This window comes from Rhodophyticola sp. SM2404 (assembly GCF_053570515.1).
Genome location: NZ_JBSEDL010000002.1, coordinates 226523 through 238607 on the forward strand (window position 1 = coordinate 226523; position 12085 = coordinate 238607).

At 56.4% G+C, this 12085-nt stretch carries 9 protein-coding genes and 1 tRNA gene; 8 read left to right on the top strand and 2 right to left on the bottom strand.

The genetic code is table 11. The features are described 5' to 3' along the window. Positions 1–194: 194 nt before the first annotated feature. The 8 genes from ACTYEO_RS04055 to ACTYEO_RS04090 all read left to right on the top strand — a co-directional run bounded on the left by ACTYEO_RS04055 (position 195) and on the right by ACTYEO_RS04090 (position 8715). On the top strand, positions 195–848 hold the full coding sequence (locus ACTYEO_RS04055) for an ABC transporter ATP-binding protein (protein WP_449322434.1): 654 nt from the start codon (positions 195–197) through the stop codon (positions 846–848). Next, the gene (locus ACTYEO_RS04060; protein WP_449322435.1) at positions 832–2658 is read left to right on the top strand and encodes a capsule biosynthesis protein; all 1827 of its coding nucleotides are present in this window, start codon (positions 832–834) and stop codon (positions 2656–2658) included. Before ACTYEO_RS04055 ends, ACTYEO_RS04060 begins: the two co-directional genes overlap by 17 nt. A 5-nt stretch (positions 2659–2663) precedes the next feature. Continuing rightward, a complete protein-coding gene (gene kdsA, locus ACTYEO_RS04065) occupies positions 2664–3497 on the top strand; it encodes a 3-deoxy-8-phosphooctulonate synthase (RefSeq protein ID WP_449322436.1) in 834 nt (277 codons plus the stop codon). A 21-nt stretch (positions 3498–3518) separates the two neighbouring features. After that, entirely contained in the window at positions 3519–5015 is a 1497-nt protein-coding gene (locus tag ACTYEO_RS04070) for a phosphomannomutase/phosphoglucomutase (RefSeq protein WP_449322437.1), read from the top strand. A gap of 83 nt (positions 5016–5098) precedes the next feature. Continuing rightward, positions 5099–5173 (top strand) — tRNA-Gln (locus tag ACTYEO_RS04075). Between the two features lie 150 nt (positions 5174–5323). After that, positions 5324–6187, top strand: a complete 864-nt coding sequence (locus tag ACTYEO_RS04080; RefSeq protein ID WP_449322438.1) for a DUF6538 domain-containing protein — start codon at positions 5324–5326, stop codon at positions 6185–6187. A gap of 108 nt (positions 6188–6295) precedes the next feature. Next, entirely contained in the window at positions 6296–7165 is an 870-nt protein-coding gene (locus ACTYEO_RS04085; RefSeq protein WP_449322439.1) for a tyrosine-type recombinase/integrase, read from the top strand. A 215-nt stretch (positions 7166–7380) separates the two neighbouring features. Further along, positions 7381–8715, top strand: a complete 1335-nt coding sequence (locus ACTYEO_RS04090; RefSeq protein WP_449322440.1) for a plasmid recombination protein — start codon at positions 7381–7383, stop codon at positions 8713–8715. 409 nt (positions 8716–9124) lie between these two features. Here the strand turns inward: ACTYEO_RS04090 and ACTYEO_RS04095 are convergent, their stop codons facing one another. Together ACTYEO_RS04095 and ACTYEO_RS04100 are read right to left on the bottom strand one after the other, a co-directional pair. Further along, positions 9125–10510 carry an FAD-binding oxidoreductase gene (locus tag ACTYEO_RS04095; protein ID WP_449322441.1) on the bottom strand — a complete coding sequence of 462 codons (1386 nt, stop codon included), beginning with the start codon at positions 10508–10510 and terminating at the stop codon, positions 9125–9127. Between the two features lie 51 nt (positions 10511–10561). Continuing rightward, positions 10562–12085, bottom strand: a complete 1524-nt coding sequence (locus ACTYEO_RS04100) for a malonate--CoA ligase (protein WP_449322442.1) — start codon at positions 12083–12085, stop codon at positions 10562–10564.

The window sequence follows — 12085 nt, forward strand, 5'->3', positions numbered from 1 at the left end:
GCGGGCTGCATTTGGCCCATTACTTGCAGGCTTTGGGGCGTGCCAGACGGCGTCTAGAGCGGCATTTCGTTATTTCCTTGGAACATTTGATACCATTGGACATAATGGTGACAAATTAGTTCTTTAGATACATCGAGTCAGCCGCGCGCTAAGACACGGCACTCACGTAGCAGTTGTACTGGCATAAACATCCGATGCTTGAATTCATCAATGTCTCGAAGTCCTTCTGGACCGGAACGCAGCGCAAGGTCATCCTTGATCGCGCGTCCTTTCGCGTTGAGGTCGGAGCATCGCTTGGCATCCTCGCACCCAATGGCACGGGTAAGACCACGCTTATCAATATGATGGCGGGCCTTGAAAAGCCCGATGAGGGCGAGATCGTGCGCACCTCACGCGTGTCTTTCCCGCTTGGCTTCATGGGGGGTGTGAATGGCAAGCTTAGCGGCACCGAAAACTCCCGCTATATCGCTGAGCTTTACGGCCTTGATCCTGATTATGTCGAAGCCTTCTGCCGCTGGCTCTGCGGTATTGAGGAATATTTCGACATGCCCTTGGGCACCTATAGCTCGGGCATGCGCGCGCGGTTCAGCTTTGCGCTGATGCTGGCGCTGGAGTTCGAGATTTACCTTATCGACGAGGGGATGCCGCAAACCACGGACCCCGAATTCAATCGCCGCGCTGGCAGTATCCTTGCCGACCGCTTGCAGAAATCGACTGTGATCATCGTATCGCACCAAGCACAAACAATTGAAAAATTTGCCAAACAAGCCGCCGTCCTGAGGGATGGAAAGGTCTATGTGTTTGACACCCTCGAAGAGGCTCAGCAGCTCTATGACTACGCCACCTAAAGCCAGAAAATATCGCATTCGCAGAAGCGCCAGCTCCCTCCCTCAGGGCGGTGCGGCGCAGCCAATTGCCGATCCCGCTGGCGCTCCACAGCCTGCACAACAGCCCGCAGCAAACGTCGCCTCCGCGCAGCCCGAGATTTTCGCGCCAACCGAGGATGGTTTTGGCAATCAGAGCTTTCCCGGCTCGGCCGCGCATGCACGCGCGCAGGCTCGACCTCAAGCTCAAACTCAGGCTCAGGCTCAGTCTCAGGCGCAACCGCAGGCTCAAGCGGCCCAAGACGGTATGGAAATCTCTCCCGAGCAGGAATTGGCCGCTATTCGCCAAGAAGGCCTGACAGGCCGCCAATTGAGAATGGCGCGCCGCGCCGCACAGAAACAGGGCCTGTCGCCTGCATCCGATTTCGACGCTGTCAGGCTTCTGCGCAAACGGGGCATCGACCCGTTTGGCCGCAGCAATATGTTGGAGCTGATCCAGACTGAAAGCGGCCTTGGCGCATCCAATGCGGGCGGTGCTGGAGGCGGCGGAGGTGCCCCCTTGGGACGCATCGCAGCGCCTGCGCCTGACAACGGGCCACAAAACCTGCCCGCGACTGTGCGCCAGCCCCAATTGCCCTCAACCCAAGTCGGCGCCCCGCCCATGCCCATGGACGAGGCCAGCCGCGCGATGGAAATCATGCGCGTGCAACGCGATATTGCCAGCCGCCGCCGCAAACGTTTGGCGCTGCTCGGTGTGCGACTGCTGTTCTTTGTTTTGCTGCCAACGCTCATCGTGGGCTATTATTTCTTTGCCGTGGCGACACCAATGTATGCCACGAATTCGGAATTCATCATTCAGAAAGCCGAAGCCCCCAGCCCCAGCACAGGCGGGCTTGGCGGTTTGATGGCGGGGGGCGGCTTTGCCACCGTGCAGGAAAGCATCACCGTTCAGAGCTACCTGACAAGCCGCGAAGCGATGTTACGCCTCGACGAAGAGCTTGGCTTCCGAGCGCATTTCTCCGGCCCTGACATGGACCCTCTGACGCGGCTGGCCCCCGATGCCACCGATGAGGAAGTCTATAAAACCTATCTCCGCCATCTCACGATCGGCTATGACCCGACCGAGGGTTTGGTGCGCATGGAAGTGCAAGCCGCCGATCCTGTGGTAAGCCAAGGCTTCTCGGAGGCCCTGATCCAATATGCCGAGGAACGCGTTGACCAGATGAGCCAGCGTCTGCGTGAAGACCAGATGGCAGGCGCGCGCGAAGGCTATGACGAAGCCGAGCAGCGCATGCGCGAGGCGCAGGATCGTGTGCTAGAATTGCAAGAACGGCGCGGCGTTCTTTCCGCAGATGCCGAAGTATCCACCGTCTTCCAACAAATCTCGAATTTCGAGATGCAGGCACAAGAAGAACGCCTGCGCTTGTCGGAACTGAATTCCAATGCACGGCCAAACGCGACCCGCGTCGAGGTGGCTGAACGCAATATCGCGCGGCTTGATGCCTTGATCGAGCAATTGCGCTCGGGCCTCGTCGAATCTGAGACAGGGGGCGCGTCTTTGGCGCGCGTCCAATCGGAACTCATTATCGCCGAATCCGATTTGCAGACCCGTCAGGATATGCTGGGTCAGGCTCTGCAACAGATGGAAACCTCTCGGGTTGAAGCAAACCGCCAGACACTATACCTGTCGACAGGCGTGTTTCCGGTTGCTCCGGATGAGGCGGCCTATCCACGGTCCCTTGAAAATACGCTGCTTGCCTTCTTGGTTTTCGCTGGCATCTACCTCATGGTGTCAATGACGGCCTCAATCCTTAAAGAACAGGTTTCAGCCTAAGACCCATGCATGATGTTTCAGTCGGAAAACTCACGGTTGGCAATTCCCAGCCGCTGACCCTAATCGCCGGTCCCTGCCAATTGGAAAGCGCAGATCATGCGCAGATGATTGCAGGTGTCATGAAAGAAGCCTGTGACAAGGCGGGCGCGCAATATATCTTCAAGGGCAGCTTTGATAAAGCGAACCGCACGTCGCTGAATGCGGCCCCACCTTTGGGACTCGAAAAGGGGCTAGACGTTCTGGCCTCGGTCAAATCCGCAATCGGCGTGCCTGTCCTGACCGATATCCACGAGAAAGAGCAATGCGCCCCCGTGGCCGAGGTTGCAGATGTGCTGCAAATCCCTGCATTCTTGTGTCGCCAGACAGCGCTGCTTTTGGCGGCGGGTGAAACGGGCGCGGTAATCAATGTCAAAAAGGGGCAGTTTCTGGCCCCTTGGGATATGCCCAATGTGGTCGCGAAAATCACCAGCACAGGCAATGAGCGTATTTTGCTAACCGAACGCGGTGTCAGCTTTGGCTACAACCGCTTGGTGGTTGATATGCAATCCCTGCCCGAGATGGCCAAAACAGGCTATCCGGTCGTGATGGATGCCACCCATGCCGTCGCACAACCCGGTGGATTGGGCGGCGCATCGGGCGGGCAGCGCGAATTTGCGCCTGTCCTTGCACGGGCTGCCGTTGCCATTGGCGTGGCCGCTTTGTTTACCGAGACCCATCAGGACCCTGACAATGCCCCCTGCGACGGGCCAAATATGATCCGCCTATCGGATATGCCCGATTTGATCAGCATGCTTATGGAGCTTGACCGTTTGGCCAAGGCCAACCCAATTCGAATTTAATTAAGAGATAGCGAGATACTCATGGCGAAACCGCAGAACACCGTCACCCAAAACACATGGGAGTTCTTGCGAGACCCGATGATCACGCCGACAGGGTTTCGCGAATATGACGCGCGCTGGCAGTTTCCCGATGAGATCAACCTACCGGGCATCACAGCCCTCGGCCTCGGGCTTGGCACCCAGATGCATGAAGCGGGCATCGAGCCGGTAATCTCGGTCGGCAACGACTATCGCGACTATTCCCTCTCGGTGAAAAACGCACTGATGCTTGGCCTGATGCAAGCAGGCATTCAGGTGAAGGATATTGGCCCCGCCGTCAGCCCGATGGCCTATTTCTCGCAATTCCATCTCAACACCCCCGCTGTGGCGATGGTCACGGCCTCCCATAATCCGAATGGCTGGACGGGCGTGAAAATGGGCTTCCAGCGCCCCTTGACCCACGGCCCCGCCGAGATGGGCAGGCTGCGCGATATCGTGCTGAACGGCGAAGGCGTTGCGCGTGAGGGTGGCGGGTATGAATTTGTCGAGGGCGTGCGCGAGGCCTATCTTGACGATCTGGTCGGTGATTTCCGCATGACCCGCAAATTGCGCGTGGTCTGCGCCACTGGAAATGGCACGGCCTCTGCCTTTGGGCCTGAGCTGTTCGAGCGGATCGGCGTTGAGGTTGTGCCCTCGCATAACCAGCTTGACTACACCTTCCCCAATTACAATCCGAACCCCGAAGCGATGGAAATGCTCCATGACATGTCGGCATCGGTGAAAGAAAGTGGCGCGGATTTCGCGCTTGGCTTTGATGGCGATGGCGACCGCTGCGGCGTGGTCGATGACGAGGGCGAGGAGATTTTCGCCGATAAGGTCGGCGTGATCATGGCCCGCGATTTGGCCAAACTCTACCCTGGCTCGACCTTCGTGGCGGATGTGAAATCAACGGGCCTGTTCGCCTCGGATCCCGAATTGCTAAAGCATGGGGCTAAGGCCGATTACTGGAAGACCGGCCATAGCCATATGAAGCGCCGCGTTCATGAGTTAGGGGCTTTGGCAGGGTTCGAGAAGTCGGGGCATTACTTCCTCGCCGAGCCTATTGGGCGTGGGTATGATTGCGGCCTGCGGGTGGCAGTGGAAATTTGCAAGCTGATGGATCGGAACCCCGATAAATCCATGTCGGACCTGCGCCGCGCCCTGCCCCAGACTTGGGCGACACCCACCATGTCGCCCTATTGCGCCGATACCGAGAAATACGACGTGTTGGAGCGGTTGGTCGCAAAGCTGGTGGCACGGCATGAAGATGGCGGCAGCCTTGGCGGCCGCAAGATTTCAGGCGTTGTGACCGTCAATGGCGCACGCGTCATGCTGGAAAATGGCGCGTGGGGCCTTGTGCGGGCCTCCTCGAATACGCCCAATCTTGTGGTGGTCTGTGAAAGCCCCGAAAGCGAAGCCGAAATGCGCGCGATTTTCGCCGATATCGATGCCGTTATTCGCACCGAACCCTCTGTCGGAGCCTATGATCAAACGATCTGAGTTCGGCAGATAAAAAAACCGATAAAAATTAAAGGTGAGGCCTTGATCCTAACCCAAGCCCAGCGTAACTAGCGCGGCACGGTTGGGGTGTAGCCAAGCGGTAAGGCATCGGTTTTTGGTACCGTGTATCGTAGGTTCGAATCCTACCACCCCAGCCAGATTACCACTAAGTCATTGATTTGATTGAGGCGCGATGCGCGTTTGGGAAAAAGATTCCCAGCTGCATCTCGTAGGTGCATCTCGTCTATGCATCTCACTCGGTTTGCGACTGAAAATTTCGACACCTTCGAATCCGAGGGGAAGTTGAGATGACTGGCCTAAATTATGTCACCCGCCGCGGCGCCATCTATGTCTGGCGCAGGCGCCTGCCCGCCTGGGTGTCCAAAACGTCGTATCTGCAAATCAGCCTTCGGACGCCGAAGTTTTCCACAGCTCAGATTCTCGCCAATCTTGTGAACGCCGGTTTCGCGACCTGTATAAAAGGCATGAAGAGCCAGCGGATCACTCAAGCAGAGGCGCAGCGCTTCTTGTCTGATTTGGTCGTGCAGCAGCTCGAAAAAATTGAAGAAGAACGCTACTATGAGCCGGATGCCCCATCGCCAGAAGATTGGCGACAGCGATATCTCGATGAGAGAGGTCGCGCTGTTGCTGCGCGCCTCGTGGCCGCCCGTGGGGGCGCTGCCGATCTCTTTCCAGAAGATGTCGCTGACTTAGAGAAAGACGGGTTCTCAGGGCGTGACATCGACAATGTCCGGAATGAAGTCGCCGTTCTGAAGGCCGAGATCGCGTCGCAAGCCTACAAGGACGAGAGCCGGTCAATGGCTGACATCGCTTTGGGACGTCCTGATTGTGACGCCTTCGCACTGCGCAAAGTGGGCGCGTTGCGTCTCTTGGCAGAAGCGGAAGCCTTGGAACAGTCTGACCGTTTGAAAACCAACACACTGGCTCCGGTTTGGGAGCCCGCTATGAGAGAGAGGCAGGAGCCTCAGGCAGCATCAAAACCACAGCAGGCGGAGACCAACAAACGGTACAGCGCTGTGATGACCTCGATCGTGGCCGACTACATTTCCAGCCGAGACCGTTCCGTAGATGATCCAGCGGAACAGAAGAAAATCGCCAAGGATGTAACGCAGCAGAGGGCAATCTTGTCTCAATTTGCTGAAGCGACATAGGTCGAAAAGTTCACAGACCTGCGCCAAAAAGACCTGTATTACTATGTCAGCGTTTTGGAGAGACTGCCGAAAATCTACCGTAAGAACGCTGAGGACCAAGCCCGGAAATTGGAAGAGATCTTGGAGCGTGCCGAGGAACTGCCTGCAGACCAAGTCGGCCTTGCTCCAGCAACGATCAATCGGAACGTCACAGCACTTCAGGGCTTTTTGAAGTTCGCAAAGTCGCGTGGGACAAAGCCTGCTGAAACTTTGGACCTATCGTGTTTGCGCAAGCCCTGCGACGATGACGAACGAAGTGCGCGGCTGGCATTCTCAGAAAATGACATGGCAAGTATTGCCCGTCACCCCGTTTGGACAGGATGTCAAAGCTCAGTTCGTCGAAACGAAAAGGGGGCGATGGTCATCAAGGATGGGCTTTATTGGGGGCCGATTGTTGCCAGCCTGTCCGGGACCCGGCGGGAAGAGATCATGGGGATGACCCTGGATGAGGTTGACCTGACGCATAAATATCCGCACCTCCATATTCGGAAAAACCGCAATAGGCGGCTCAAGAATGCAGCTTCGGAACGATTGGTCCCCTTGCATGACGCACTGGCTCAACTGGGCTTCCACGATTACGTGGCTGATCTCAAGGCGCGCGGCGAGGTTGACCTCTTTCCGGAGCTGAAACCGCAGACCGAGAAAGGCAGTTTTGGAGATGTATTTTACGGCAAGTGGAAGCAGATTACAGACAGCCAACTTGGCGAGCGTGCGCAACGCCGGACATTCCACAGTTTCCGCCACCGCTTCATCTCTGTGTTGCGTCATGAAACGGATGCGCCAAAAGACCTCGTTAAAGATCTGGTCGGTCATAAACATCATGATGAAACCGATGGACGGTATCGTAAGATGACCGATTTTCGGGATCAAATCCTCGGAAAACTCGTACCGGTCGTGAACCAATTACCTGCCGATACTTGGCTGGACCAGTTGAAGTAGGACACATCAATTTCCGGGCAGCACGGGTTTCCAAAGGGGCAGCGCATCCTCTTTGGTGGGGATTTGAAAGGGGCGAAGCCTCTTCACCGGATCGGGATAACGTAAGTTATGCCGAGTAGGTTATGTGATCAAGCCGTCCTTCATTAAGTATATGACAAACATAATTTATTTGGGAATGATTTTGAACTTTCATGAAAGGCGCGAATGCTTGCCCCATGACAGATACAAAACCCAAAATTGTCCGAGATGCGACGGCATCCAATCCAAATGCCGTGTCCGTTCGGATCGAGCCCAAACCGATGTCGAAAGCAAAGTTTCAACGGCGGCATGATTTCCGGATCGGCGCCCAGCCTGATTACGTGGATGGCGACCGGACGGCGTTGAACCGCAACCTTATGAAACTGCGTCCCTTACCGGACATCCAGCGCGAGAACGAAGCGCTGCGGAAGCGCGCGGGCCGAACCCGCAAGATGAAATCCAATGCGGCTGTGGTCACGGCGGGCATCATCACCTTTGGCCACAATGCGCAGGACGTGTTCAATCGGTTGCCGATTGAAGTCCAAGACCGGGCCTTCACGGAACTGGCCCAAGAGATCGCAGCGCAGCTGAACACGCAGTTGGAAGCACTGGTGGTGCATCTCGATGAAACCGCGATCCACGCGCATTTTACGATGCGGGCGTTTAACGACGATGGCGAGCCCATCAGCAACGCGACACGGCTCGGTGACATGGCGGCGTTGCAGGATTTGGCGGCCGAGGTGATGCAGCGCTACGCTCCGGAAATCGAGCGCGGAAACAGAAAGAAAGCCCGGCTGGACGCCGGGGCCAATTACCCAGACACGCTGCACCGGACGGTGAAGCAGTTGCATGAGGATCTGCCGCGGGAAAAGGCCGCGCTGGAGGCTGAGATCGAGGACAGCGAAGCGAAGGTCGCGGAGCAGAGGGCGTCTTTGGAAAAGACCCAAAGGCTCTTAGAAAAGTTGGAAGCAAAAAAGGAGCTGACGGAAAAAGAGGTCAAAAGAAAAGAAACCTATAGCCGAAGGCTGGAAAAGAAGCAGGCGAAGATGGCTGTCGAAATGGAAGCGCTGGAAGTCCGCAGGATCGCGTTGGAAACAGCCATGGCGCGAGGCGCAGAAAACATCGAAAGAGAAAAAGAAGCGGTGAAGGTGGCGCGGCAAAAATCTCAGGATGAAATGGCCGCTGCGCAGGGGGCCAAAGAGGCATATGAACAGGGCGTGAAGGCACTCGAAGCGGTCCTGAGCGAGGCAGACGCCGAAACGCTCATCTATGATCCCGATAGCGGCAAGACCACGATGGACGATCCGACACCGTTGAAAGCGGCACCGCCAAAACTGCGGACACAGATCGTGGCCTTGGCGAAACGTCTTGCATTTGTTGAAAGCAATCTGTTCGCGCGGATTTTCCGGCTAGACGTGCAGATCTACCGGATCAAGACGTTCCTCGCGCGGACTGACATCGCCCCTGATACGCGGCAGGAGGCTAACGCCATTGTCCGGGATGTGGCTGAGAACGGGCCCGGTCTCGGCTAAGACACAAAAAACGACGATAGAGCTTGAACCGGAACAGCAACGCGCAGATATAAGTCCCATGACTTTGATACACACACCAATGATTATCGCAGCGTTCAAGCTGTAAACCAGGCTGATCGGCCTGGCCGATCAACGTGTGTTCCATACATCCCTAGATCCATTGCGCCGATTGAGCCTTAGTTTTTGGCCCTCAAAAGGCATGGACAGATGACACATCACCTAGAAACATTCACCGAACTTCTTCCCAAACGACCCGACCTCGAAGAGCTTGTCTGACGTCAGCGCCTATGGGTCCAAATAGGGTTATTTGCCAAGAGAGGGTTTGTTGCTCATCGTAACCACCGAGGAGTGGGTGATGAGAAAGACAACAAAGACACCTGGCGAGATCAACCACTTTCCCTATGATGTGTCAGTTGATGTTGACGGTTTTTCCCGGGTTCATGATATTCTCCGGATCCACCGCACGCTTCAACGTCGCCATTAGCGCATAGGCTGCGCCGTGTTCTTCGACCATGTATTTCTTCTTGCCCGTACCGACGCCATGCTCGCCGGTTACGGTCCCGCCAAAAGACAATGCGACTCGGTTTACATCAGATGCAAGCTGCTTGGCTTTTGTCAGTTCTTCGGGATCGTTGGGGTCAAACAGGATCAACAGGTGAAAATTGCCGTCCCCCACATGCCCAACGATTGGGGCGATCAAACCAGCCTCGTCGACAATCTCCTTGGTGCGAGCGATGCAGTCCGCCAGTTCAGAGATGGGGACACAGCAATCAGTGACAACGCTCTCGCAGCCTTTGCGAAGGGACTTCCCCGCGTAATAGGCGTTATGCCGCGCCGCCCACAGGCGCGCGCGGTCCTCGGCCTTTGTGGCCCACGCGAAGTCCGAAGCGCCAAATTCCTCACCGACACCTTCGAAAAGCTCCACCTGCTCCTTCACGCTGGCGTCTGAACCATGAAATTCCAGAAAAAGATGGGGTTTTTCTGGCAGATTCAGATCCGGATTGAAGATGTTCATCCCTTTCATCTGGACCTCATCCAGCAATTCGATCCTGGCCATTGGAATACCCATCTGGATGGCCATGATGACGCTATTAACGGCGGCGTCGACCGTTTCAAATCCGCAGGTGGCGGCAAGTATCGTCTCTGGTTGGCCGAACAGGCGCACTGTCAGCCGTGTAATGATCCCAAGCGTGCCTTCTGAGCCAACAAAGAGATGCGTAAGATCATAGCCGGCCGAGGATTTTCGCGCCCGCGATCCAGTTTCGATTATCGTGCCATCGGGCAAAACAACTTCTAGCGCCAAGACATTCTCGCGCATCGTGCCGTAGCGAACCGTGTTCGTGCCTGATGCGCGTGTGGCAGCCATCCCGCCAAGCGTTGCATCGGCGCCAGGGTCGACGGTGAACATCAAACCGGTGGCGCGCAGTTCCTGGTTTAGCTGTGTGCGTGAAACCCCAGGCTGCACAATCGCGTCGAGATCGCTTTCATGGATTTCAAGAATCTTGTTCATCCGGCTGGTATCAACACTGATCCCGCCATGGGTCGGGATGACGTGACCCTCCAGTGATGTGCCGATACCGAACGGCACAACCGGCACCCTATGTTGCGCGCAAATCTTCACGATCGCCGAAACCTCTTGGGTGCTTTCCGGAAACGCGACTGCGTCCGGCAAAGCGGGTTCGGAATAGGCCTCATCCCTGCCGTGGATTTCCCGGATGGACTCGCCGGTGGACAGACGATCTCCGAGCAGGTCTTTCAAGGCGGCAATAGCCAAAGCCGTATTGTGCTGTGTCATACCAATTCCCTATTTCTCATTTTAATGTTCGATCAGCTTTGTCGGCGCGCTTTACTGGAAAACCCCGTCATAAGCCTCGCGCAGAACGTTTTTCTGCACTTTGCCCATGGCGTTGCGTGGCAGGGCTTGGACAAACTCGATGCGCTTGGGTTGTTTGAAGCGGGCCAGATCATCTTTGATCGAGTTCGAGATGTCTTGCGCCGAAATCTCGACACCATCCTGGGCGACAATGACTGCCACGACAGCTTCGCCAAAATCCTTGTGCGGGACACCAATGACCGCGCTTTCAACGACGCCCGGCAGATCGTCGATCACCAGTTCGATCTCTTTGGGATAAATGTTGTAGCCGCCCGAGATGATCAGGTCTTTTCCGCGTCCAACGATGTGAACATAACCGTCTGCGTCGATGCGCCCAAGATCCCCAGTGATGAAAAACCCATTGTCGCGCAACTCTTCCGCAGTTTTATCAGGCATCTTCCAATAACCTGCAAATACGTTGGGCCCGCGCACTTCCAACACGCCGATTTCGCCCTGCGGCAAGGGCGCGCCAGTTGCCGGATCGGTGACGATCACCTCAACCCCTGGCAAGGGGAACCCCACCGTTCCGGCGCGTCTATCGCCGTCATATGGGTTCGAGGTGTTCATGTTGGTTTCGGTCATCCCATAGCGCTCCAAAATCGCGTGTCCGGTCACATCGCGCCAGCGATCATGTGTTTCGGCCAGCAATGGAGCCGAGCCGGATACGAACAGACGCATGTTGGCTGAAGCCTTGCCCAGCCCTTCGGTTTCAAGAAGGCGCACATAAAAGGTCGGCACGCCCATCAAAACCGTGGCGTCCGGCATGTAACCAAGGATGTCATCGGCATCGAACTTGGACATGAAGATGCAGGACGATCCGGCCAAAAGCGTGATATTTGTTGCAACGAATAATCCGTGCGTGTGAAAAATCGGCAAGGCGTGGATCAGGACATCATCCGCGCTGAAGTGCCAGCTGTCTTTGAGTGTCTGCGCGTTCGACGCCAACGCCCGATGCGTCAGCATGGCCCCTTTGGAGCGTCCCGTCGTGCCCGAGGTATAGAGGATTGCGGCCAGATCGTCGGGCCCGCGCGGGGCGGGCGTGAACCCGGGGGCTGCTGCATCGCGTCGCTCTGGCAGCGATCCGCCTTCATCAGCGCCAATGGTCAGAACTTTGGCCACACCTGCGTCTTTTGCGACAGCTGATAGCTCATCTTCGCACTTTGGATCGCAGACAAAAATCCACGGCTTCGCATCGGTCAGGAAATAGGTGATCTCGGAAGCAGTATAAGCTGTGTTGAGGGGCAGAAACACGCCCCCTGCCAGAACTGTTGCAACGTAAAGCTCTAACATTGCCTGCGTCTTTGGGGCCTGCACGGCCACGCGGTCGCCGGGCTTAACGCCTGCGTCCACCAAGGCCTGCGCCATACGTTCGGCGTTGGCGAAAAACGCCTTGTACGAGACCTCTTCGCCGGTCTGATGATTGTGCAGAAACAGGCTGTTTTCAGCGCCTAGGCTTGCTGCACGCAATTTCGCGGCCAAGTGGTTTCCGTGATACAT

Bases quoted from the DNA above. Each gene is read 5' to 3' on its own strand.
- ACTYEO_RS04080 (WP_449322438.1), top strand. From the start codon at position 5,324: ATGACTGGCCTAAATTATGTCACCCGCCGCGGCGCCATCTATGTCTGG.
- ACTYEO_RS04100 (WP_449322442.1), bottom strand. From the start codon at position 12,085: ATGTATCACGGAAACCACTTGGCCGCGAAATTGCGTGCAGCAAGCCTA.
- ACTYEO_RS04090 (WP_449322440.1), top strand. From the start codon at position 7,381: ATGACAGATACAAAACCCAAAATTGTCCGAGATGCGACGGCATCCAAT.
- ACTYEO_RS04070 (WP_449322437.1), top strand. From the start codon at position 3,519: ATGGCGAAACCGCAGAACACCGTCACCCAAAACACATGGGAGTTCTTG.
- ACTYEO_RS04060 (WP_449322435.1), top strand. From the start codon at position 832: ATGACTACGCCACCTAAAGCCAGAAAATATCGCATTCGCAGAAGCGCC.
- kdsA (WP_449322436.1), top strand. From the start codon at position 2,664: ATGCATGATGTTTCAGTCGGAAAACTCACGGTTGGCAATTCCCAGCCG.
- ACTYEO_RS04095 (WP_449322441.1), bottom strand. From the start codon at position 10,510: ATGACACAGCACAATACGGCTTTGGCTATTGCCGCCTTGAAAGACCTG.
- ACTYEO_RS04055 (WP_449322434.1), top strand. From the start codon at position 195: ATGCTTGAATTCATCAATGTCTCGAAGTCCTTCTGGACCGGAACGCAG.